The organism is Acinetobacter sp. D009, assembly GCF_038562025.1.
GTDB classification, from domain to species: Bacteria; Pseudomonadota; Gammaproteobacteria; order Pseudomonadales; family Moraxellaceae; genus Acinetobacter; species Acinetobacter pittii.
The window spans coordinates 689,672-713,713 of sequence record NZ_CP151886.1 but is presented as its reverse complement, the minus strand read 5'-3'; the positions used below and the strand labels follow the sequence as shown (position 1 = coordinate 713,713).

Genomic DNA, 24,042 nt, shown 5'->3' with positions numbered 1-24,042 from the left:
TTACAGTGTTACGCATTCATTTCTAAAACGATCTTTCCAATATGATCACCTTGTTCCATACATGCGTGAGCACTTTGTACATCTGAAAAAGCATACGTTTTATAGATTTGTGGTAAACATTTACCTTGAGCCAATAATGGCCATACATGCTCATGCAAAGATTGTGCAATCTCTGCTTTTTCTTGGCTATTACGTGCTCGCATCGTTGAGCCCGTAATTGTGGCACGCTTTAAAATCAGTTTTTGTAAATCAAATTCTTTTGCGATTCGACCACCCATAAAACCAATAATGACCAGTCGGCCATCACGTTTTAATAGATTTAAATTTTTTGTGAAATAAGAACCACCCACAATATCCAAAATAACATCAACACCTTGATCTTGAGTATGTTTCAAAACTTCTTGCTCAAAATCTTGGGTTTTATAGTTAATTGCTGTCGTTAAACTTGAGAGCGCTTCAACTTTATCTTCACTACCAACCGTAGCAAAAGTTTTAATCCCCAAAGCATGGCAAATGGCTAAAGCTGTGGTTCCAATACCACTTGCCCCACCATGAATCAGTGCGGTTTCATCTTTCTTTAAACGGCCGATATCAAATAGATTTGCCCAAACTGTAAAAAATGTTTCCGGAATCGCAGCGGCTTGAGTAAATGATAAATTTTCAGGTATTGGCAATACTTGAGTTGCTGTTACCGCACAGTACTCAGCATAACCACCGCCATTTGTTAGGGCGCAAACTTTATCTCCAACCTTGAATCGATCGACTTGTTCACCTACAGCAACCACGACACCAGCGACTTCAAGTCCGGGTATTTGAGTAACACCTTTAGGCATTGGATATAAACCCATACGCTGCAATACATCAGGGCGGTTAATTCCAGCAGCCTTTACCTCAATTAAGACTTCATCTGCTTGAGGTGCTGGAATATTTGCATCTTGAACTTTTAGAACCTCAGGTCCACCAGGAGCCGTAATTTCAATAATTTTCATGGTTGTTGGAAGGGTCATATAATGCTCCATGTTTGATTTATATTTCAAAATACTAATCTACGTTAAATAATTGAAGACTTGGGTGGAACTCCAAACAGTCGCTTAAATTCTCGGCTAAATTGTGAAGCACTAACATATCCAACTTCATAGGCGGCTTCTGCGACTCCCATTTTATTGTTTATGATTAACTCACGTGCCTTATGTAACCGAGTAATTTTGATGTACTGTAAGGGCGAATAATTCGTCACCTTTTTAAAAGTTTGATGAAAAAGCGAGATGCTCATGCCTGCTTGTTTCGCCAATTCTTGAACCGTTAAGTTATGATAATAATCACGCTGAATAATTTCACAAATGGTGTAAATCACGCCATTTCGACTTGCCATAGCAGATAAGCTTTCGACTAGATTGCCACCTGAAGCCTGCACCACACGATAAACTAATTCTCTTTTAACTTGCTCACCCAATATGAAAGTATCTTGTTTAGAACGAAGTAAATTGAGCAATCTGAGAGCAACCTCGGAAATGGTGGCATTCATGTCGATCACTCTAAGCCCACAGCTTAATTTTAAATCTTCTGAATGAGCATCTTCAGTAACCACTTGTTGCTGTTTATCCATTTTAGTAATGAGATCAGTCATCATTTGTGGTTCAAACTTTATTGCTATTGCCAACATCGGTTCATTATTTTCAACTACAGTATCGCAATCAAACGGTATTGCAATTGAGATAAATAAGCACTGTCCTTGTTGAAACTGAAAGATTTCTTTACCAATATATCCGCGCTTTAACCCCTGTATCACTAAAACAATTGAGGGCTCTTGCAGCACGGCAACAGGTGGTGTGGAATGATCTACACGCATCAAAGTGATATTAGAAATAAAAGTAGGATAGAGGCCTTCTGCTGGAGCCAAGTGCAAAAATGCATCGACCAAATGTTCTGTAAGATGATTTTGCGGCATAGTTTTATTGTGAGAGGTAATCTAATAATCAATATAACAATGAACCTAAAATGAAAACATCTGTCTTACGTTTACTTTGTATAAATAGGCAACTCAAATCAATTTTTAGGCATAAAAAAACCTAGAGCATTCTAGGTTTTTTCAATTTATAAGATTATTTAAGCCGATAAATTAAAGAACATTGCTGCAATCAAAATAATTACACCAAGTACAATTCGGTACCAAGCAAATACACGTAACGTGTGACGTTCTACAAACAGTACCAATGCTTTTACAACAAACAGCGCGGCAATAAAAGCAGCAACGAAACCTACCCCAATATTAATCATATTGTCTGAGGTAAGTACGTCAGCATTTTTAATCAAGTCAAAAGTCGCAGCACCCAACATGGTCGGCATTGCAAGGAAGAAAGAGAACTCTGTAGCCGCTTTACGTGATAAGCCCGCAAACATTCCGCCTACAATTGTTGCGCCTGAACGTGAAGTTCCCGGAATCATCGCCACACACTGAGCAAGACCTACTAAAAGCGCTTGTTTAAAAGTAATTTTAGTTGCATCGAGTGTTTTATGTTCAAACTGTCTAGATTCAACCCAGAAAATGATCAGGGCGCCGACAATTAAGGCAATCGCAACCACAATTGGGCTAAATAGAACACTTTTAATAAAGTCGACAGCTAGAACACCAATAATGACTGCTGGAAAGAATGCAATAAGCACACTAATCGCAAAATGACGTGATTCCACATCACCACTAAAGAATCCCTTAATCAAGTTAATAATTTTTTGTCGGTATAACCAGCACACTGCCAAAATAGCACCTAACTGGATTACGACCTCAAATACACGACCGCCGTCTGAGTGGAAATCGATAATATGACCAAATAAAATTAAATGGCCTGTACTCGAGATGGGTAAAAATTCAGTTAAGCCTTCGACAAAGCCTAAAAACAGTGCTTTTATAACTTCAAAATTTTCCATAACTTGCTCAAAGAAAGTTAATCATTAGAACGACCTAAAATTTGTTTTATCGAAATTGGTAAGTCCCAAATTAGACTTAACACATGTTCAATATCAGATCATTTCTAACGTTTGTGGTTATTGCCCCTAGTTAAAGGCAGTTTATTTAAAGTGCGATAATGTATCACATCATGATGACAAACTTGGGTTAACTATCGTAAAAAGATAAAACTTGGTTAAGAACTGCCAAAGTTTTTCTTGTTATACACAAAGCTTTTTACCTTTACTTACTCTACAAAATGATCTTAAAAAGTCCTTAAAAAAACATGATATTATTCTGATCAAATGCAGGTCATCTCAAAAATTCAAACTGAATGAAAAATACCAAAATTAATGCACGCCATCTCATTATCGATTTATTTCTTTCCTCTGCTTACCCTCAGCTCACCATTAAACAAATATTAATTGCCGCTAAACTTTTTAATATGAGTGACAACGGTATACGTGTGGCTACGACTCGGCTATTAAATGAAGGCATGATAGAAAGTGTAGAACGCGGTATTTATCAACTTTCACCATCAACCAAAGAATGGGCAAAAGTCATTTTGAATCGTAAAAATGGCATTAAGCAGACTAAAGAATGGCGACAACACTATCTGGCAGTATTTACGGGGACATTAGGTCGTATTGATCGAACCGCTTTAAAAAAGAGAGAACACGCTTTACGTCAATTTGGTTTTAGAGAACTCGAAACTGGAATTTATATACGTCCAGATAATTTAGCGTATAGCTTTGAAAAAACATGTGAAGAACTCATTTTAGCGGGTCTTGAAAATGAAGCTAAAATTTCTATTATTCAAAAATTTGACGCAAAAACAGTTTCGTTAATTCCTTCTTTGTGGGATATCAAACAGCTTGAAAAAAACTATGAAATGTATAGTCAAGATATCCAAGAATGGCTTTTGAATTATAAAAATTTATCCTTAAATGAGGCTGCTACCCAAGCTTTATTATTAGGACGTGAAACCATTACCTTACTCATGAATGATCCTCTACTGCCTTCTCCATTTGTTGATGAACATGCCCGCAATCAGTTTGCTCAAAATGTACAACAGCTCGATTCGATTGGACAAAAGCTATGGCAGAAACTTTATGAAAATGAATTAGCCCACTAAAGGGCGATTTATTTTTTTACAAACAAATATTTCACATTTTAAAATTTTATGATTATATTTGTAATATAAGATATGGATACCAAAATCTGATTTGGGAGAATAAAAATGAATGCACAAGTGAGTGTGACCGATCTATTTAGCAGAGAAGAAATACAAGAACTCACACAACCCTCAGACATATACGGTGCTTGGGCTGTTGCAAGCACATGGGCCGTTATTGGCGGAACATTTGCAAGCTTAATCATGATGTGGGATTACTTACCTAGCTGGGGCAAATTACTTGCTTGTATGCTAGCTTTAGCTATATTGGCAGGTCGCCAGTTATGCCTAGCAATTTTGATGCATGATGCATCTCATAAAAGCTTATTCAAAAATAAAAAAATAAATGACTTTGTAGGCGAATGGCTATGCGCCCGTCCAATCTGGAATGATCTACAAAAATACCGCGTACATCATGTTCGTCATCATGCAAAAACCTCTACTCCAGATGATCCAGATCTTTCGTTAGTTTCTGGTTTTCCTGTAAGCAAAAAATCGCTTACTCGTAAATTTTTACGCGACTTAACAGGTATGACAGGATTAAAGTTTAGCTTTGGTCGAGTGTTAATGGATCTAGATCTAATGAAATGGACTGTTGCCAATGATCAAGTCTGGCTAGATCGAAGCAATAAAGATTTCGTTGATTATGCAAAAAGTCTTATAAAAAACAGTAGTGGTGCCATTGCAACCAATGTAGCTCTTTATGGTGTTTTAAAAGCTTTTGGTCAACAACGGTTTTATTGGTTATGGCCCCTAGCTTATTTAACACCGTTTCCATTATTTTTAAGAATTCGCTCAATGGCCGAACATGCAGGGATGCAAACGAGTAATACAGCTTTAACTAATACCCGTACTACACGTGCAGGTTGGATTGCTAGAAGTTTTGTGGCGCCTATTCATGTCAATTATCACATGGAACATCATTTAATGGCTTCGGTGCCCTACTTCAAACTGCCACGTATGCATCGTCTATTGAGAGACCGCGGACATGTTCCTGCACCGCCTAGCTATTTTGAAGTGATTGAATCACTCTCATCTAAGCCAGAATAGTCTACTTAATTGACTCAAATAATAAATGAAAGGCCATGAATTTAAATTTGTGGCCCTTTAATTTGAATCCGCCATCTTATGTTTGGTTTGGAAATATTTAGGAGTAACACCCACCCAGCGCTTAAACGCACGAGTGAAGTGAGAAGTCTCGGCATAACCTAGCATTAAAGCCACTTTTTCAACCGACATGTTATTTTGAGCTAAAAGTTTCTGGGCATGCTCCTTTTTCAGTGAGTCAACCAAAAGTGTAAAACTAGTATCATCAAAAGCTAAATAACGTTGCAAAGTTCGCTCCGACATATTCATAATATGAGCCACTTGTCCAACTTTTAGCGCCTCAATATTCCCATTCATAAGCAATTTTTCGGCAACTTGTTTGACTTGTCCTTTCCAACTACTTTTTAAGTTTAATTTCTCTATATCCCGTTTACATTGCGCATTTAATAACGGCGCTAGCATTGGGTCTGCCGTTAATACAGGTTGTGCTAAATACTCTTTTGGAAATATCCAACGATTACGCTTTTGGTTAAATAAACAAGTTACAGCCAGCTGATGACTGATTTGGCCAAAACCTATTGGCTCTGGCATTTGTAATTCAACTTTTCCCAAATGAGAAAGCCCTGTTAATTTTTTGGCAATTTGAACAAAACCGACTAACAAAAAAATGTTGGCATTTGAACTCAATTGAAATTGATTAACAGGCTGATGAATTGACCAACATGCATCATTATTTTCTTGTTTTAATTCTGGTTTAAAAACCTTACAACGTGAACCAATGAATTCTTCAAGTATTTTCAGTGCTTCTCCTAAATTTGGAGAAACTATGGCAGCCATTCCGACTGAACCATAACATGAAGCCGTCATGCTTAAAGCTAAATATACTGCTAGTGCTGGCTCTTTGCATAACTCGATCGCCCGTTCAATAAGCTGATTTAAGATGTTGAACTCAACATACCAGTAAGGCTTTTCTAATTGTTCTAAATTTATTCCACTTCCATTTAAAAGCTGCTCACTAGAGACACCCCACCGCTTAACAGTCTCGACGATTAAATTAATATAAGTTCCGGGTAATTCTGGATTCATAAATAACCCAATCAGCAAAATAAAATGGCGCGAAATGGTAAAAACTGTCAGTTCATGAACTATGCCATGCTTTTAAATTGATGCATAGTTATTCAAAACAAAATCCGCTGAATTGCACTAGACAGCAAAATTTCTGAAAAGAATACAGGTCCTCCTCTATGAACATTCTGATTGTCCATGCTCATCCAGAACCACAGTCTTTTACCGCTGCTCTAAAAAGTACAGCTAAGCAAACCTTAGAAAAATTGGGGCACAGCGTAGAAGTTTCAGATTTATATGCGATGCAATTTAACCCAGTTGCATCCCAAGAGGATTTCTTAGAGCTTAATCAGCCTGATTATCTTAACTATGCTCTAGAGCAAAGAAATGCCAGCAAAAATCAGCTTCTAGCTCCAGATATTCAAGCAGAAATTGAAAAGATAAAAAAAGCAGATCTCGTCATTTTAAATTTCCCACTTTATTGGACATCTGTTCCAGCAATTTTAAAGGGCTGGATTGATCGTGTGTTTGTCTCTGGACTTTTTTATGGGGGTAAACGGTTTTACAATCATGGTGGCATGGCAGGAAAAAAAGCGATGTTGTGTTTAACACTCGGTGGTAGAACACACATGTTTGGAGAAAACTCAATTCACGGCCCAATCGAAAATTATTTATCGCCGATTCAACGTGGTACTTTGGCATATGCTGGTTTTGAAGTTTTACCGCCATTTATTGCTTACCATGTGCCGTATATTAGCCAAGAAGCACGACAAACCCTTCTTGAAGACTATGTAATCTACCTTACTCATCTTGACCAGCTAGAGTCATTAAAATTTCCCAAACTTGAGCAATTTGATGAAAAACTCTATCCACTCTAATGCTCTGTTTTAGCTCTAAAAATAGAATAGCCGAATTTAGATCATTATTTTCGGTTTTTTATTACACATAACTTTCAAATATAGAATCCAAATTCGCTCAAAAAATAGATCAAATGGTAAAAAAATTAAGGTAAACTTTTTCATAAAATGAATAATATAAAATTTAATCAATAATATACAGATGTAGAGAAACTAGACTTATCAACTAAAAATGGCTACCAATACTCATTTCATAATCACTTAATTCATATTTTTACAAAAAAATCTTTGACCATTTTTCTTGGATTTGTGACAAAAATGTCATAAAAACAAAGACCATTACTAATAGATAAAAAATATAAATATCAAATAATTAAATTAATTTAACAATGCAAATATTCCTTCATATTTCATCCATTATTGGCGTTATTTGTATAAAAAGTGAGTACTCCTCAGTTCATATAACAGATTTACTCTTATTGTAATTATGCTATTTTTGTTACATGGAGTTATCAAAGCTTCTATTACTTGTAATTAGGAGCTTTGAAGGCAACACAGTTTAAACGGTTTAACTCTGTTACTTTTAAAAAAATGTCTTGAAGTTCAAGGAAAGATTAAAATGAAATTAAAACATCTGAGCACTGCAATGATTTTAGCAACGCTGCCTGCAACTGGGGTTTTTGCAGCAGCATTGGATCGCTCTGGACAGTCAATGTCTGCATTCTTACAACCTGGTAACTACTTTGAAGCTGGTATTACTGCTTTAGATCCAGATGTATCAGGTAAAGAAGCAGGATCAAGCGCAACACGCCGTGATATTAGCGATATGGGTGAGGATTATTATTTCCCTAATGCAGCACTAAAACTACAAATAAACGATAAATTCTCATTTGGTTTACTCTATGATCAGCCATTTGGTGCAGATGCGGAATATTCTGGAAAAAACGTATTTGTATCAGACTCTTCTAATACAATTTTAGCTCAAGATAGACTAGATGTAATTCGTGCCAATACTATTGATACAACTTTTAATAGTTTAACTGCTAATCAACGTGTGGGTGCCGCCCTACAAGCCCAAGGAGTTGACTTATCCTCCCCTGCAGGACAAGCACAATTTGCTGCTACTTTAAATGCTTATAATAATGATGCAGCTACTAAGGCTGCTATCGATGCTGGTGTAAAACAGGGTGTCGCAGCAAGAGTAGATGCTGGAATAAATGAAATTAATGGTTTACTCGGCAAGGGTGGAACAAAAGTTGAAGTAGATACTCAAAACCTTGCTATGGTTTTTGGTTTTCAACCCAATAAAAACTGGAATCTCTATGCGGGTGGTGTGTATCAAACAATTAAAGGAAACATTAGCCTCCGTGGACAAGCTTATAGTATCTACAACGGCTATGATGCAGATATTAAAGAAACTGGCGGCGTGGGTTGGTTAGCAGGTTTTGCTTATCAAATTCCTGAAATTGCCCTTAAAGCTTCTTTAACTTATCGTTCTGAAGTTGACCATGATGTCAATATCCGTGAAAACTTGCCTACACTTCCTGCTCTGTCATTATTAGGGCAAGCTGCAGCGGCCGATGCGATTAAAAATAGCTCAGCAGATACCACAATTACTACCCCCCAATCAGTTAACTTTGATTTCCAAACAGGCATCATGGCTGACACTGTTGCGTTTGCCAACATTCGTTGGGTGAACTGGAAAGATTTCTCTGTTCAGCCATACAAATTTGGACAACTATCAAAAGTTGTAGGACCTATTGTCAACCGCCCAAATGGCTTCGATTTAGTTAGCTATACAGATGACCAATGGACAGTAACCACAGGTGTTGGTCGCAAACTCAATGATAAATGGGCTGGTAACGTTTCTGTAGGTTGGGATTCTGGTGCTGGTGACCCAATCACAACTTTAGGCCCAACTGAAGGTTACTGGAACGTAGGCGTAGGTCTTCAATATAGTCCTACTCCTCAAACGTTTATTGCTGGCGGTGTAAAATACTTCTGGTTAGGCGATGCCAAAGCTCAAACTGGTGCACAAGCTGGCGGTGATGAATATGTTGCAGAGTTCTCTGACAACAATGCAATCGCTTATGGTTTAAAACTTGGTTATAAATTCTAAGTTTCAAAACTGATTTATATAAAAAAGGCGCTTAAAGCGCCTTTTTTATTATTTATTTCTTATGCTGGAATGCTACGTTTTGAAACTGAACGAATTGCTTCTTTTAATGCATCATATCCGTGAATAGCTGGAAACTGAGGAAACTCAGCAATCACATTTGCAGGTGCATCAAACAAGAAACCATGGTCCGCTTCACCAAGCATGGTTGTATCGTTATACGAATCACCTGCAGCGATTACACGGAAATTCAAGCCATGCAGTGCTTTAACAGACTCACGTTTTTGATCGGGTTGACGTAGTTTATAAGCGGTAATCATACCTTCTTCATCTGTCTCTAACTTGTGACAGAAAATTGTTGGCCACCCTAATTGCTTCATTAAAGGATGTGCAAATTCATAGAAGGTATCTGACAAAATTACGAGTTGGAAATGCGTACTCACCCATTCAACAAACTCTTTTGCACCTGGTAATGGCCCCATCTCAGCAATGACTTCTTGAATATCATTTAAGCCTAAACCGTGTTGTTTTAAAATATTAAGACGCTGAGTCATTAAAACATCATAATCCGGAATATCACGAGTTGTTGCTTCGAGTTCTTTAATCCCTGTTTTTTTTGCGAAATTGATCCAGATTTCAGGAACTAAAACCCCTTCAAGATCTAGGCATACGATTTCCATGAATGCTTCCAACGTTGGTTAAAAATTGCTGTATCATACCATTAAGATTTTCAGTTTTGCGTTGTTATTGATCAAATCAATTTTATTCATAAGGATCGAAATTAAAGTGCTAAGCACTTTATCAACTATCCTTTAGAATATTTTTCATAACTCAATGCGCCCAAGCCTTTTGCCAGGAACACACATGACCGTTATTCCGACTATTGATATCGTAGATGCTCTTGCTGCTGAATATGCAACCAAAAGCCCTCGAGAAATTTTAGAACTTGCCTTAAGCCAACAAGGTGAAATTGCAATTTCATTTTCGGGAGCAGAAGATGTTGTGTTAATTGATATTGCTTCACGCTTAGGCAAACCTTTCCGTGTATTTAGTCTCGATACGGGCCGCCTGCATGCCGAAACTTATCAATTTATTGAAACTGTCCGTAAACACTACAATATCAATATCGAAATTTGTTTCCCTGAATCTGAAGCTGTTCAAAACATGGTAAACGAAAAAGGTTTATTCAGCTTTTTTACAGATGGGCATCAAGAATGTTGCGGTATTCGAAAAGTTCAGCCTTTGCGTAAAAAACTTGCGACTTTAGATGGCTGGATTACGGGTCAACGTAAAGATCAAAGTCCTGGTACGCGTACAGAGATTCCTGTAGTACAAGCTGATGCAGGTTTCTCTGGCCCAGGTAAGCAACTCATTAAATATAATCCTCTAGCGAACTGGACAAGTGCTGAGGTATGGAGCTACATCCGTATGATGGAAATTCCATATAACCCTCTTCATGAGCGTGGTTTTGTTTCTATTGGATGTGAACCATGTACGCGACCTGTATTACCAAATCAACATGAGCGTGAAGGACGCTGGTGGTGGGAAGAAGCCACTCAAAAAGAGTGTGGCTTACATGCTGGTAATATGAAAAAGTAATTGGATATCAAAAAACCACTGGCAAATCAGTGGTTTTTTTTATGTCATGTTCCGTACACAAAGTCATATTTTCTCTACTCTAAACGCTATATACTTAATTTTACGGTTCTATAATTCTAATAAGAGCTCATATAAGGGCTTCTTAGAAAAATGCATGAGGCACAATGATTTATGCGTCCATTACACCCAATTGATTTCATTTTTCTGTCACTTGAAAAAAGACAGCAACCCATGCATGTCGGTGGATTATTTTTATTTGAAATTCCTGAAAATGCACCAGAAACCTTTGTACATGATTTAGTAGAAGATATTAAACGCTCAAAGAGCATTCCTATTCCTCCGTTCAATAACCGCTTAAGTGGTTTATTTTGGGATGAAGATGAAGAATTCGATATCGATCATCACTTTCGCCACATTGCTTTGCCTCATCCTGGCCGTATTCGTGAACTTCTGGTGTATATTTCACAGCAGCATAGTTCACTAATTGATCGTGCAAAGCCACTTTGGACTTGTGACATTATTGAAGGAATCGAAGGCAATCGTTTTGCCATGTATTTTAAAATCCATCATGCAATGGTAGATGGTGTTGCTGGTATGCGTTTGATCGAGAAATCTCTATCAAAAACACCAGAAGAGAAACATGTTGTTCCTTTATGGTGTGTTGAGAGCAAAAGAGCTAAGCGTCTAAAAGTACCAACTCCAAGTACTAGTAAAATTAAAAGTATTTTAGGCGGTATTAAGTCTCAACTCGACATAGCTCCAAAAGTCATGCACGAGCTATCTCAAACAATATTCAAGGAAATGGGTAAAAATCCTGATTATGTTTCTACTTTTCAGGCACCAGTTTCTATTTTGAACCAAAGAGTCAGCGCTTCACGTCGTTTTGCGGCCCAATCATTTGAATTAAGCCGCCTTAGAAAAATTTCAAAAGCATTAGGCGTGACGATTAATGATGTTGTCCTAGCTGTATGTTCAGGCGCTTTACGTGAATATTTGATTAGCCAAAACAGTTTACCTAAAAAGCCACTTATTGCCATGGTTCCAGCTTCATTACGAACAGATGATTCTGACATGAGTAACCGGATTACTATGATTTTGGCAAATTTAGGGACGCATAAAGATCAACCGTTAGAGCGTCTAGAAATCATTCGCCGTAGCATGCAGAATTCAAAGCAACGCTTTAGCCGCATGACTGCGAATGAAATTTTAAACTATAGTGCGGTTGTTTATGGTCCGGCAGGATTAAACATCATGTCAGGAATGCTTCCTAAGCGTCAGGCGTTCAATTTAGTGATTTCCAATGTACCAGGACCACGTGAGCCGCTTTATTGGAATGGCGCGAAATTAGATGCACTCTACCCCGCTTCGATTGTCATGGATGGACAAGCTCTAAACATTACCATGACTAGTTATTTAGATAAGCTTGAAGTTGGATTAACAGCTTGTCGAAATGCTTTGCCGAAAATGCAAAACCTTTTGACTCATTTAGAAGATGAGATTCAACGTTTTGAAGAAATTATTGCAGAGAAACAGCTGAAACATCATTCAGCAAGTTAGAAAAAGTTAAGGGGCTTTGAATTGGCCCCTTATTTTTTGATTGTGCGGCACTGGTTAAGTAACTGATGACATACTGAACGAATCATTGCAGTTGTGATTGGTACTTCTTTACCTTGGTCATTCAACATATAGCAGCTATTTACTGGCGTGCTTTCTAAAACATGTTTAAGACCGTTGCTAATTAAGTTTTCACTTACATTCATGGGTTATACCTCTTATTGTTTGCTAAGACGTTTAATAGGGAGAACGTCTAGGGCTACTGTATGTAAGTAGTATTTAAAATTCATGAATGAAAGTAAAATTTCAGTTGTAACAAGGATTAAGCGATATCTTGTTACAACTTTAACTTAAAATGATATCGTATTGCTCTTGCGTATATAAATTTTCGACCTGAAATTTAATAACACGGTTAATAAAATGCTCTAAATCGGCTACTGCTGGTGCTTCTGCTGTTAATAATCGGTCAATCACAGAAGGATGGGCAACAACAGTAAAGCCACTCGTTGACTCAAATGCGCGGGTATAACGTAATATCTCACGAAATATTTCGTAACACACTGTCTCCGCTGTTTTGACAAAACCACGCCCTTGGCATGTTGGACATGATTCACATAACAAGTGTTCTAATGATTCACGAGTTCGTTTACGCGTCATTTCGACCAGACCAAGTTCTGACACTTGAGTAATTTTGGTCTTCGCGTGATCTCGCTCAAGCATTTTCTCAAACTGACGCATCACCTCTTCACGGTGAGTTGCTTCTTGCATGTCAATAAAATCAATAATGAGAATCCCCCCCAAATTACGCAGTCTAAGTTGACGCGCGATAACTTGAGTCGCCTCCATATTGGTTTTAAAAACCGTGTCTTCAAGACTACGACCACCTACATATGAACCTGTATTAACGTCAATCGTTGTCATGGCTTCAGTCTGGTCGATCATCAGATAACCGCCCGACTTCAAAGCTACGCGAGTTTGTAAGGCTTTTTGAATATCTTCTTCAACATTATAAAGATCAAATAGTGGTCGCTCGCCCGGATAATGAATGAGACGACTCTTCATATTCGGGACAAATTCATTTACAAACTCAAGCAGTTTTGCATGAATCTCTCGCGAATCTACATAAATCTTTGCAGTTTCTTCGCTTGCTAAGTCGCGAATAATACGTTGAGGTAATGGAAGTTCTTCAAAAATTAAAGAAGGAACAGCAACGTCGGTCTGTTTACGCTGAATGTACTCCCACAATTTGCTCAGATAGCACATGTCCTGAGCAATTTCTGCCTCATCCACCCCTTCCGCAGCCGTACGGACAATCACACTACCGGGTAAATTATGCTCAGATTGAATACCTTCAATAATATTACGCAGTCGATCTCGCTCTTCTTCAGACTCAATACGCTGCGAAACACCAATATGGTTACCATACGGCATTAAAACCAAATAGCGAGAAGGGATTGAAAGATCTGTACTTAGACGTGCACCTTTTGTGCCCAACATATCTTTCATTACTTGGACAGTAAGGGTTTGCCCAGGATGTAATAGCTCAAAGACATTTGGGGTAGGCTGCGAACGAGGCCAAACCATATCATTGATATGTAAAAAGGCTGTTCGAGACAAACCAATATCAACAAAGGCAGCTTGCATGCCCGGAAGCACTCGTACAACTTTACCCTTGTAGATATTGCCGACTAGACCGCGTTTAACTGTACGCTCGACATACAGTTCATTAACAGTTCCATTTTCGATTAATGCTACCCGACACTCCATAGGCGTGACATTAATAAGTAGTTCTTCTGACATACATAAACTCAAAGCATTATAAAATTTTTTATTAAAGAGTCAGTGAAGCTGTTAACTTTAACGTTGTCTAATGTTCATCGACAATGCTATTCAATGAAGAATGATAACAACCCCTTATGTCTTTACTCTTTTGAATAACTGTGCAAATTCGTATAAAGGAAGTCCTACCACATTACTATAACTTCCTTGAATTTGGGGAATATATTGCGAGGCAATTCCTTGAATTGCATATCCACCCGCTTTTCCAACAGGCTCACCCGTGGTCCAATAATCTTCCATATCCTGTGTAGTCAGGTGCTGAAACTCAACTTGTGTTTGCACTACCTGACTTAACATTTGTTGTTGAGTCGCAACGCACAGTCCAGAAAACACATCATGCCAACGTCCAGATAATTGTTTCCAGATTTCAAAAGCATGATTTTTCGATTCAGGCTTACCAATAATTTGGCCATCAAGTCCCAGACTTGTATCGGCAGCAATAACAATTGCTTCTGGAAAAAGCTTCAATACAGTTTGAGCTTTTTCTCTAGCCAACCGTTCAACATAATGATGAACCAGCTCATTTTCATGAACAGACTCATCAATGTCAGGACTATAGATTTCAAAATCTAAGCCTAGCTGTTGCAACAGCTCCTTCCGACGAGGAGAGCTAGATGCTAAAACTATATGCGCCATTTTGCCAAACAATAATAGACGACTGGCCACGTGATGATACTTGTCATCAAAGGTTGCCAATGTCTAGCAATCGAAAAATGAATTCCACCCATCGTCTGTGTTACCCACATAAATGCTAAATGGGCAATAATGACCAGCGTTGCTATCGTCCATAAATTAACAAAAGTTAAAATACGGCGTTCCCGAATTAAAAAACGGGTAAGAAAAGTCACAATTACAAAACTTAAGGCATTGAGCCCTAAAGGCGCATCAAGCAGTAAGTCTGTAAAAATCCCCATCCCAAATGCAAACCAGACCCCACACCATGTTGGCTGACATACTACCCAAAATAGCATAATCATTAACATGAATAGTGGCCGCCATCCTGAAATATCATAAGATAGCGGATAAACCATAAGTACAGAACCCACAATAACGGAGAGAATAATTCCCCATAATGGATCTTTACGCTTTTCTCGTTTTAGTTTAGCGATCGGCATACGGCTGCTCCTTCGCTAATGATTCAGAGAAAAGTACAACTACATGATGGCCTGTTGCCAATTGTGCTGATGGTGTTACATCAATTTCAGCAAACTCACCTGAATTATGGCGTTTTATTTTGGCCACTGTACCCACTGCGTAACCTGCTGGGAAATGTTCACCCAAGCCTGAGCTAAACACTTTATCCCCCACCTGAATATTCGCACTGGTCGGTACATATTCCATTTTTAAACGGCCCAAATCACCTGTACCAGAAACAATCGCCCGCATTCCAGTACGCTCAAGACGTACCGACAGTGAATGTTCTTTATCTGATAACAACATCACACGTGAGCTATGAGGGTATACATTAATAATCTGCCCCATAATCCCCTTATCATCCAGAACCGTTTGACCGACCTTTAGATGGTCCGTAGAGCCTCGGTTAATAATGATGATATGGCGTAATGGGTCTGCATCTGTCCCAATCACTTCGGCAATTTCCATACGACCATCAATAATTAACGGTGTATCAAGAAGGCCTCGTAAACGGGTATTTTCAGCTGACAGTTCAGAAAGCTTCTGTAAGCGGACTTGAGCTTGTAAAAGCTCAGCCTGCATCGCGGTATTTTCACGACGCAGTTGTGCTTCAGATTTTGTTTGTTGATTCAGCCATTCTCTCGACAGTACCGGATAACTAGCCAATGCATAAATTGGGTTATATGCAGCGTACAAGACATCCCTTGCTGGCTGAATTACATAAGGCATGCGCCAATCAAAGAACAGCACAACCAAACATGTAATGACCGCAATAATGAACGAGCGGAAAGATGGCGGCTGTCTTGAAAAAATATTCGGTTGCACCGCCTAATCCTTAAACTTAACCGACGAAAAGCATGTCATGGTTCGGGTTGTCGAAGAATTCTAATACTTTACCACCACCACGGGTTACGCAAGTAAGAGGATCTTCAGCAACAACAACTGGTAAACCAGTTTCTTGAGCCAATAACTTGTCAAGGTTACGAAGTAGCGCACCACCACCTGTCAACACAATACCGCGCTCAGCAATATCAGAAGAAAGTTCAGGAGGAGTTTGCTCAAGAGCAGATTTCACAGCGCTTACAATGCTTTGTAACGGATCAGAAATGGCTTGAGTAATTTCGTCAGAAGTTACGGTAATTGCACGAGGCACACCTTCTGCAAGGTTACGGCCACGTACTTCGATTTCTAATGTTGTACCATCAGAAACAGCCATGCCTACTTCTTTTTTAATAATTTCAGCAGTGGTTTCACCAATCACACAACCGTGAGCTTTACGAACATAATTGATGATTTGCTCATCAAAAACATCGCCGCCGATGCGTAAAGAGTCAGCATAGACACAACCTTGCAATGAAATAATTGCAATTTCTGTTGTACCGCCACCAACATCCACAACCATAGAACCACATGCTTGTTCAACTGGCATACCTGCGCCAATTGCTGCTGCCATAGGCTCTTCAATCAAACGAACATCACGGGCACCAGCATTAAATACTGCTTCGCGAATCGCACGACGCTCGACCAAAGTTGATTTACATGGTACACATACAACTACACGAGGTGCAGGTGGGAACAAACGTTTTTCGTGAACTTTACCAATAAACTGATTCAACATGGTTTCAGTCACTTCAAAATCCGCAATTACACCGTCTTTCATTGGACGAATTGCAGAAATATTCGCAGGCGTACGGCCCAGCATTTGCTTAGCATCTAGACCTACAGCAGCAACAATTTTTTGTGAACCACTGTGACGAATTGCCACAACTGTTGGTTCATTTAATATAATGCCGCGGCCTGGTGCATAAATAAGTGTATTTGCTGTACCTAAATCAATGGCTAGATCCGGCGAAAACAAGCCAATTAGTCGTTTTAGAATCACGGTTCGTTCTCAGTTAAACTTTCATGTGGATGCAAGGTGGCAACTTTAAACTAAATGTGATGATTTGAACAAGTCAATCGCTTATTATAACGCACGATATTTTGAAAATTTTTAATACTGATTAGGTGATGTTATGTCTACATCGGATGCACAGCATTCAGCAGATTTAAATGCACAAACAGTTTCAGCAATCGCCAATCTTGCTCGATTGTCGCTCAATGATACGCAATCTGCTGAATATGCTCAAAGTCTAAATAAAATTTTAGGCATGATGGAAACCTTAAAAGGCATTGATACGGAAGGCGTAGAACCTTTGAAAAGTCCTTTTGACAATCCTCAACCTTTACGTGCTGATGTGGTAACTGAAAGCAATCATCGAGATGAATACCAAGCAGTTGCGCCTGCAACTCAAGATGGTTTGTATCTTGTTCCTCGCGTGATTGAATAACTTTTACTCAATTAACCCATCTTCCCTATTTTGAATGTAAAGAAATTTTACTCATGACTGATTTACATCGCTTATCAATTCGTGAACTTGCTGAGGGCTTAAGCCAAGCGAAGTTTTCATCTCGCGAACTGACTGAACATTATTTGCAACGTATTGCTAAAATTGACCCACTGGTAAAAAGCTATGTGACGGTTACGCCTGAGCAAGCGCTTGCCGAAGCTGACGCTGCCGATGCTGCATTAAAAGCAGGTAATGCAACCGCTTTAACGGGTATTCCTCTTGCTCATAAAGATATCTTTTGTACCAAAGGCATTAAAACGACTGCCGGTTCAAAAATACTAGACAACTTCATCTCTCCATACGACGCAACTGTTGTTGAAAAAACTAAAGCAGCAGGTCTTGTCACTTTAGGTAAAGTGAACATGGACGAGTTTGCAATGGGTTCAACTTCAGAAAGCTCGTATGTTGGTGCAACAAGTAACCCATGGGCACTCGACCACGTTCCTGGTGGCTCATCAGGTGGTTCTGCTGCGGCTGTAGCGGCTGATTTAGCACCTTTTGCTACAGGTACTGATACAGGCGGCTCAATTCGCCAACCTGCGTCATTCTGCGGTTTAACAGGCTTAAAACCAACCTATGGTCGTGTATCTCGTTTCGGCATCATTGCTTATGCATCATCTTTAGACCAAGCGGGGCCAATGGCACGCTCTGCTGAAGACTGTGCCTACCTCATGAATGTAATTGCAGGTCACGATGCAAAAGACTCAACTTCGGTTAAAAAGGAAGTTGATGACTACGTTGCAAATTTAAATGGCACACCTGTAAAAGGTTTACGCATTGGTATTCCTAAACAGTACTTTAACGTTGCAGGTTTAGATGCTGACGTAAAAGCACGTGTTGAAGAGTCTTTGAAAAAGCTTGAAGAAATGGGTGCAACACTTGTTGAGATCGACCTCAACATGACTGAAGCCTATGTTCCAACGTATTACCTCATCGCGCCAGCAGAAGCATCTTCTAACTTGTCACGTTACGATGGTGTTCGTTACGGCTACCGCTGTGAAAACCCTGCTGATTTGATGGATCTTTACAAACGCTCTCGTTCAGAAGGTTTTGGTCCAGAAGTTCAACGTCGTATTCTCATTGGTACTTATGCGCTTTCTGCGGGTTATTACGATGCTTACTATGTGAAAGCACAAAAAGTACGTCGTTTAATTCAACAAGACTTCTTAAAAGCATTTGAAAATGTAGATGTGATTGCTGCTCCTGCTGCGCCAACAACTGCATATAAAATTGGTGCGAACTTAAGCCCAACTGAAATGTATTTAGGCGATATCTATACACTTGCAGTGAACTTGGCAGGCTTACCAGCGATTAATGCTCCTGTTGGTTTTGATAAAGATAGCTTGCCTGTTGGCTTACAGTTGATTGGTAACTATTGGTCAGAATCACAATTATTGTCGATTGTCCATCAATACCAACAAAACACCGATTTCCATACTCAACGTGCGGCAATTGCTGAGGAGAATGCATAATGGCTGAAGCTCAAAAGTTGAAATTGATTGACGGTTGGGAAGTCGTTATTGGTATCGAGATTCACACTCAGCTTGCAACCAATTCTAAAATTTTCTCTGGTTCATCAACTGAATTTGGTCAAGACCCAAACACACAAGCAAGCCTTGTCGACTTGGCTATGCCGGGTGTACTCCCAGTTTTGAATGAAAAAGTAGTTGATCTTGCTATCCGCTTTGGTTTGGGTATTGATGCATACATCGACCAAGCATCTGTGTTTGCACGTAAAAACTACTTCTACCCTGACTCGCCAAAAGGCTACCAAATTAGCCAAATGGATAACCCAATTGTTGGCTTAGGCCACATTGATATCCAGCTTGAAGATGGCACAACAAAACGCATTGGCGTAACTCGTGCTCACCTTGAAGAAGATGCGGGTAAGTCTGTGCACGACCAATTTGAAGGTATGTCTGGCATTGACTTAAACCGTGCTGGTACGCCTTTGCTTGAAATCGTTTCTGAACCAGACATGCGTTCGGTTGAAGAAGCAGTTGCCTACATCAAAGCAATTCACACACTAGTACGTTGGTTAGGTATTTCTGACGGTAACATGGCTGAAGGTTCATTCCGTGCGGACTGTAACGTATCTTTACGTCGTCCGGGACAGCCGTTTGGTACACGCTGTGAGCTTAAAAACCTCAACTCATTCCGTTTCATTGAGCAAGCGATCAATGTTGAAATTGAACGCCAAATGGAAATTTTGGAATACGGCGGAAGTATCGACCAAGAAACTCGTTTGTTTGATCCGAACAAAATGGAAACGCGCTCAATGCGTTCTAAAGAAGAAGCGAATGACTACCGCTACTTCCCCGATCCAGATTTGTTACCTGTGATTATTGCTGATGAGCAAATTGAAGCTGCTCGCGCTGCACTTCCAGAGCTCCCTGCTGCTCGCCGTGCGCGCTTTATCGCAGACTTTGGTGTAACTGAGTACGATGCTCACGTACTTACGCTCTCACGCGAAATGGCAGACTTCTATGAAGCTGTTGTGGCTGCTGCTGGCGGTGCGAAGCAAGGTAAAGTATCAGCAAACTGGGTAATGGGTGAATTCTCAGGTGCGTTAAACAAAGCTGGCCTAGACTTAGCAGACTCTCCTGTTTCTGCTGAACAACTTGGCGGCATGATTGCACGCATTATTGACAACACCATTAGCGGTAAGATTGCTAAACAAGTCTTTGGCTTTATGTGGGAATCGGAAGGTAAATCTGCCGATGACATTATTGCGGAAAAAGGCTTAAAGCAAGAAACCGACACTGGCGCAATTGAAGCGATCATTAAAGAAGTACTTGCAGCCAATGAAAAAATGGTTGAAGAGTACAAATCTGGTAAAGAAAAAGCCTTTAACGGTCTTGTTGGTCAAGTCATGAAAGCTTCTAAGGGTAAAGCTAACCCTGCTCAAGTAAATGAATTAATGAAAAAATTGATTGGTTAATTTGACTAGCCAACTCAAGAAAAAGCCTCGATTTATCGGGGCTTTTTTATATCCGTCTAAAGCATTCTTCGACTAAAGAATGCACTTTTTTCCTAAAAAATTACTCAGTGACTGTGCTAATTTAAATTAATAATTTAGATAACTTATATTTTAAAAAGAGAGATAAATTATGTCTAAAAAGATTTTAATGTTGGTCGGTGACTATGCCGAAGACTATGAAACTATGGTTCCATTTCAGTTCTTAACTGGTTTAGGTTATACCGTGCATGCTGTTTGCCCGAATAAAAAGAACGGCGACCATATTGCAACGGCTATTCATGATTTTGAAGGTGAGCAAACTTATAGCGAAAAACGTGGCCACAACTTTGCGATTAACTATGATTTTGATGCCGTTAATACCGAAGACTATGTAGGTCTAGTGATTCCGGGTGGTCGTGCACCAGAGTATTTACGCATGAATGAACGTATTATCGAAATTGTGCGTGAGTTTGATCGAGTGAAAAAACCAATAGCAGCCGTATGCCATGGCGCTCAGTTACTAGCAGCGGCAGATGTATTACAAGGCCGCCTCTGTTCTGCTTATCCAGCATGTGCTGTCGAAGTAAAATTGGCAGGTGGACAATACGCAGATATTGCTGTGACTGAAGCAGTTACAGATGGTCATTTGGTGACTGCTCCAGCTTGGCCTGCACATCCAGCTTGGTTAGCTCAATTTGTGAAAGTTTTAGGGGCTACAATTACGATCTAAAAAGATCTCTTTATCCCAAATACAATAAAGCCTACTCTTAGATAGCAGGCTTTATTACTAAAATAGAAAACTAGACTTTTATCTTGTAATCCCTAATTTATTCCAAATTTCTGGTGTTAAAAACGTCGTCACCAATTTATTTAAGTCAATATAGCGTAATGTGCCCTGCAACTGCTGTTTAACAGCTGGGTCCTTAACAATATCTTCACCCGCACTTTGACCTAACTGTTGAAAGGCCTCTCCAACTGCCTTCACACCTTCAGCCTGAATTACAGCTTTAGTTTGGGTAGAACATTGCTCCACAATCACACGTTGTAAAACCTGCGCCAGTTTTTGATCTAACTGATCCTTTTGCTCAGGTGTTACATTACTAAATGCTTTTAAATCTGGATGAGCAGCTAAAGCTGTAAATGTCCATTGAAGTACAGTAGTTTTGTCTGAAGCCGTTGTCGCCTTAACTAAACAGTCACTTAACTGATCAACTGTTGGGCCAGCCATCGCAATTTGGGTAGTTCCCAACACAGCAGCAGCCACACATATTGAACGGCTCAGGTGTGAAAACTTACGGCGAACAATAGCGTAAAGATGATGTGACATAGGTCTGGCTCCAATAAACAATCTGTTCTTTTTATCACAGAGTCACCAAAGTTACCTGTTATGACTCTGTAACCGCAAAATACTTATTTCACCACAGACTCTATTCGATCCAGTTCCCACACTCCACCTGCTGCCAAGCCTTTACACATACCCGTCCACATATCCTTAGTATGTACAAAACTCTTGCCATCCCACACCCATTCTTCACTTGCCCAGCAGTCTCCAATGCCTCTTCCCTTTTGAGCACTGCTGATCATACCGCTATCAAAATCTGAAGCAGATTCAGTCACAAACACGGCCTTACCATTTAATGACTCATCTAGCACCCAAGCGCCATATCCTTCGTTATAAGCCCCTCTCCAGCACAACGTAGTCGCCAAAACTTTCTTATTGGTTAGTTTATATATCTCAATTTTTTGTGGTTCAGCTCCATCACTATTACCACCATAAATTCCTTCACAAAAGTCTTCTTTAGGATTCGGATTAGCTACCATCAAACTACGGTGTATTGCTTGGTACTGTTTATTTTTAGGCTGTAAAGTTAAATAAGGTTTGGTTGAAGTCTTAATACGCTTCACAACTAGTTTTGGTTCAGGCATAAGCACTTGATTTTCATTGGCACTGCCCTTTTTAACCAAAGCACCAACAGTTCCGATACGCTTCTGAAAATCATCCATTTTTAATAACACAGCGGTCATTCCAGCATCGGAAATTTTCCATTTATGCTGTGAATTTTTAAATACAATTTCGGTCTTCTGTTTGGATTGCTGTAGTACAGCATTGACTTGCGAGCTGTTGAGTTTACCCATAAGTGGTAACTCAGTACCATCTACACTCACAGCGCCTAAATCTTTGCCATTTATATAAAAATGAATATTTTTAAGCTGGTTTGCTGGCATGCTTTGTTCATAGTCTGATAAAGCAAATTCAGCTTGTACAGGTTGTTTTGGCCCTGCTTTACGTGTTAATAAAATTGAAGCTGGATTATCGCCATTTTCTTCATTTTGATAGCCTGCGGCTTTACATGTACCCGTATTGCTACAAGAGATTTCCCATTCTTGGTGTGAAAATGAAATACCTTTTATGATTTGAGCAAAACCATAAGAACTGATGACTGATAAACAGCAAATTGAAAGGATTTTTTTCATTTTTTCATGTCTCTGCTGGTCTGTTTTATTATGAAGTTAACAATAGCGTTAAATTTTGAGTTACCGTCTAGTTTAAAAGAATATGTTAGATTTATATAAGATTTAAATTGATTACTTTCTAAAAATGAAAAAACTGAATTTTTTATTATTTACTGCATTTACCTGTCTAACCTCATCTGCTTATGCAGAAGTAAAAAGCTTTACTCCCCATTTCCCCAAATTTTATAGCTCTGCTGCAACCCGCAAAGCAGACAATCAGTTCTACACTCTAGGAGAGGCAAAATTTTTAAACGGCGTTACAGTTCCGTTTTATGGTGTTACTGCACAGAACCCAATGGAGAATGGTTTACTTAAAGATTTTGAAAAATGCACGCCTAAAAGCTGCCGTTTTAATTTTCAACTCGATGCTCAACATGCCAAGCAACTCAAGCTTCTTGCATTACCTGAAACAGGTTTAGTGCTCGTTCCAAGAAACTGGCAAGATGTGCAAGCAAATGCGGGTGCTAACGGGACTGGTTTTGCTCTAATAATGAGTACAGATCAAAAACAAGCAATAGAACTTTATGATTCTTCATTTTGTGTTGGCTGTGGACTACCAAATGCAACTCTTTATTTTCCTGAGCTGTTAAAAGAAAGTCTTGAAAATGAATTCGGTGGTTATAAAGACCCTAAAAAACTAATTAACATTGTTCATCCTTCTAAGAAAGTGGCTTTTTTTAGTTATCAAATTCCACAAGTGAACAATAAAACGCATGGTATAGCTAAATATGATGATGAAGACACTTTTAACTATAAAGAGATTCAAGTCACCTTAGATAAATCTCAACAGTCTTTAGTAGGACCTATCCTTAATTTTTATAATACAACCCATTAATCCAATACTTATAAA

At 39.2% G+C, this 24,042-nt stretch carries 24 protein-coding genes; 11 read left to right on the top strand and 13 right to left on the bottom strand.

The window, feature by feature from the left end; translation table 11 throughout:
• Window positions 1-8: 8 nt before the first annotated feature.
• The 3 genes from AAC388_RS03505 to AAC388_RS03495 form a co-directional block, all read right to left on the bottom strand.
• A complete protein-coding gene (locus tag AAC388_RS03505; RefSeq protein WP_081313899.1) occupies window positions 9-1,019 on the bottom strand; it encodes an NAD(P)H-quinone oxidoreductase in 1,011 nt (336 codons plus the stop codon).
• Window positions 1,020-1,051: 32 nt separating this feature from the next.
• Complete coding sequence (locus tag AAC388_RS03500; protein ID WP_069037011.1) at window positions 1,052-1,948, bottom strand: AraC family transcriptional regulator; 897 nt, start codon at window positions 1,946-1,948, stop codon at window positions 1,052-1,054.
• A gap of 158 nt (window positions 1,949-2,106) precedes the next feature.
• A complete protein-coding gene (locus AAC388_RS03495; protein WP_016143164.1) occupies window positions 2,107-2,925 on the bottom strand; it encodes an undecaprenyl-diphosphate phosphatase in 819 nt (272 codons plus the stop codon).
• 353 nt (window positions 2,926-3,278) lie between these two features.
• Here AAC388_RS03495 and AAC388_RS03490 point away from each other — a divergent pair, with 353 nt between their 5' ends.
• Together AAC388_RS03490 and AAC388_RS03485 are read left to right on the top strand one after the other, a co-directional pair.
• The gene (locus AAC388_RS03490; RefSeq protein ID WP_204085449.1) at window positions 3,279-4,079 is read left to right on the top strand and encodes a PaaX family transcriptional regulator C-terminal domain-containing protein; all 801 of its coding nucleotides are present in this window, start codon (window positions 3,279-3,281) and stop codon (window positions 4,077-4,079) included.
• Window positions 4,080-4,184: 105 nt separating this feature from the next.
• On the top strand, window positions 4,185-5,168 hold the full coding sequence (locus tag AAC388_RS03485; RefSeq protein WP_016143366.1) for a fatty acid desaturase family protein: 984 nt from the start codon (window positions 4,185-4,187) through the stop codon (window positions 5,166-5,168).
• 57 nt (window positions 5,169-5,225) lie between these two features.
• On the opposite strand, the gene AAC388_RS03480 is transcribed toward AAC388_RS03485, so the two are convergent.
• Complete coding sequence (locus tag AAC388_RS03480; RefSeq protein WP_342371199.1) at window positions 5,226-6,251, bottom strand: AraC family transcriptional regulator ligand-binding domain-containing protein; 1,026 nt, start codon at window positions 6,249-6,251, stop codon at window positions 5,226-5,228.
• Window positions 6,252-6,409: 158 nt separating this feature from the next.
• On the opposite strand from AAC388_RS03480, the gene AAC388_RS03475 reads away from it, so the two are divergent.
• Window positions 6,410-7,108 carry an NAD(P)H-dependent oxidoreductase gene (locus AAC388_RS03475; protein ID WP_342371197.1) on the top strand — a complete coding sequence of 233 codons (699 nt, stop codon included), beginning with the start codon at window positions 6,410-6,412 and terminating at the stop codon, window positions 7,106-7,108.
• Between the two features lie 598 nt (window positions 7,109-7,706).
• Complete coding sequence (locus AAC388_RS03470) at window positions 7,707-9,206, top strand: outer membrane protein transport protein (protein ID WP_342371196.1); 1,500 nt, start codon at window positions 7,707-7,709, stop codon at window positions 9,204-9,206.
• A 59-nt stretch (window positions 9,207-9,265) separates the two neighbouring features.
• On the opposite strand, the gene thrH is transcribed toward AAC388_RS03470, so the two are convergent.
• Entirely contained in the window at window positions 9,266-9,883 is a 618-nt protein-coding gene (thrH, locus tag AAC388_RS03465) for a bifunctional phosphoserine phosphatase/homoserine phosphotransferase ThrH (RefSeq protein ID WP_003655338.1), read from the bottom strand.
• Window positions 9,884-10,067: 184 nt separating this feature from the next.
• Here thrH and AAC388_RS03460 point away from each other — a divergent pair, with 184 nt between their 5' ends.
• Both AAC388_RS03460 and AAC388_RS03455 read left to right on the top strand, forming a co-directional pair.
• Complete coding sequence (locus tag AAC388_RS03460; protein ID WP_005064416.1) at window positions 10,068-10,802, top strand: phosphoadenylyl-sulfate reductase; 735 nt, start codon at window positions 10,068-10,070, stop codon at window positions 10,800-10,802.
• A 171-nt stretch (window positions 10,803-10,973) separates the two neighbouring features.
• On the top strand, window positions 10,974-12,359 hold the full coding sequence (locus tag AAC388_RS03455; protein WP_005064414.1) for a wax ester/triacylglycerol synthase family O-acyltransferase: 1,386 nt from the start codon (window positions 10,974-10,976) through the stop codon (window positions 12,357-12,359).
• 29 nt (window positions 12,360-12,388) lie between these two features.
• Here AAC388_RS03455 and AAC388_RS03450 read toward each other — a convergent pair whose 3' ends face one another.
• From AAC388_RS03450 to AAC388_RS03425, 6 genes are all read right to left on the bottom strand, one after another.
• Complete coding sequence (locus AAC388_RS03450; RefSeq protein WP_002116397.1) at window positions 12,389-12,562, bottom strand: PA1571 family protein; 174 nt, start codon at window positions 12,560-12,562, stop codon at window positions 12,389-12,391.
• Between the two features lie 139 nt (window positions 12,563-12,701).
• Window positions 12,702-14,156: a ribonuclease G gene (gene rng, locus AAC388_RS03445; protein ID WP_069119193.1), complete on the bottom strand. Its 1,455-nt coding sequence runs from the start codon at window positions 14,154-14,156 to the stop codon at window positions 12,702-12,704.
• A 114-nt stretch (window positions 14,157-14,270) separates the two neighbouring features.
• A complete protein-coding gene (locus AAC388_RS03440; protein ID WP_005064410.1) occupies window positions 14,271-14,831 on the bottom strand; it encodes a Maf-like protein in 561 nt (186 codons plus the stop codon).
• A complete protein-coding gene (gene mreD / locus AAC388_RS03435; protein WP_002116279.1) occupies window positions 14,819-15,310 on the bottom strand; it encodes a rod shape-determining protein MreD in 492 nt (163 codons plus the stop codon). Before mreD ends, AAC388_RS03440 begins: the two co-directional genes overlap by 13 nt.
• Window positions 15,297-16,154: a rod shape-determining protein MreC gene (gene mreC, locus AAC388_RS03430; RefSeq protein ID WP_002116449.1), complete on the bottom strand. Its 858-nt coding sequence runs from the start codon at window positions 16,152-16,154 to the stop codon at window positions 15,297-15,299. The genes mreD and mreC overlap by 14 nt, the downstream gene beginning before the upstream one ends.
• A 16-nt stretch (window positions 16,155-16,170) precedes the next feature.
• A complete protein-coding gene (locus tag AAC388_RS03425; protein WP_000601379.1) occupies window positions 16,171-17,211 on the bottom strand; it encodes a rod shape-determining protein in 1,041 nt (346 codons plus the stop codon).
• 133 nt (window positions 17,212-17,344) lie between these two features.
• Between AAC388_RS03425 and gatC the strand changes: the two genes are divergently transcribed.
• The 4 genes from gatC (at window position 17,345) to AAC388_RS03405 (ending at window position 21,408) form a co-directional block, all read left to right on the top strand.
• Entirely contained in the window at window positions 17,345-17,659 is a 315-nt protein-coding gene (gene gatC / locus AAC388_RS03420) for an Asp-tRNA(Asn)/Glu-tRNA(Gln) amidotransferase subunit GatC (RefSeq protein WP_000107699.1), read from the top strand.
• Window positions 17,660-17,712: 53 nt separating this feature from the next.
• Complete coding sequence (gene gatA / locus AAC388_RS03415) at window positions 17,713-19,191, top strand: Asp-tRNA(Asn)/Glu-tRNA(Gln) amidotransferase subunit GatA (protein WP_002116210.1); 1,479 nt, start codon at window positions 17,713-17,715, stop codon at window positions 19,189-19,191.
• Window positions 19,191-20,660 carry an Asp-tRNA(Asn)/Glu-tRNA(Gln) amidotransferase subunit GatB gene (gatB, locus tag AAC388_RS03410; protein WP_002116348.1) on the top strand — a complete coding sequence of 490 codons (1,470 nt, stop codon included), beginning with the start codon at window positions 19,191-19,193 and terminating at the stop codon, window positions 20,658-20,660. The genes gatA and gatB overlap by 1 nt, the downstream gene beginning before the upstream one ends.
• A 169-nt stretch (window positions 20,661-20,829) precedes the next feature.
• Window positions 20,830-21,408, top strand: coding sequence for a DJ-1/PfpI family protein (locus AAC388_RS03405; RefSeq protein ID WP_005064406.1), 579 nt, complete (start codon window positions 20,830-20,832; stop codon window positions 21,406-21,408).
• A gap of 78 nt (window positions 21,409-21,486) precedes the next feature.
• Here AAC388_RS03405 and AAC388_RS03400 read toward each other — a convergent pair whose 3' ends face one another.
• The gene (locus tag AAC388_RS03400) at window positions 21,487-22,005 is read right to left on the bottom strand and encodes a hypothetical protein (protein WP_005064404.1); all 519 of its coding nucleotides are present in this window, start codon (window positions 22,003-22,005) and stop codon (window positions 21,487-21,489) included.
• Between the two features lie 83 nt (window positions 22,006-22,088).
• On the bottom strand, window positions 22,089-23,153 hold the full coding sequence (locus AAC388_RS03395; protein ID WP_342371195.1) for a DUF1176 domain-containing protein: 1,065 nt from the start codon (window positions 23,151-23,153) through the stop codon (window positions 22,089-22,091).
• 124 nt (window positions 23,154-23,277) lie between these two features.
• On the opposite strand from AAC388_RS03395, the gene AAC388_RS03390 reads away from it, so the two are divergent.
• Window positions 23,278-24,027, top strand: a complete 750-nt coding sequence (locus tag AAC388_RS03390) for a DUF4850 domain-containing protein (protein WP_086393548.1) — start codon at window positions 23,278-23,280, stop codon at window positions 24,025-24,027.
• The last annotated feature ends 15 nt before the right edge of the window (window positions 24,028-24,042 follow it).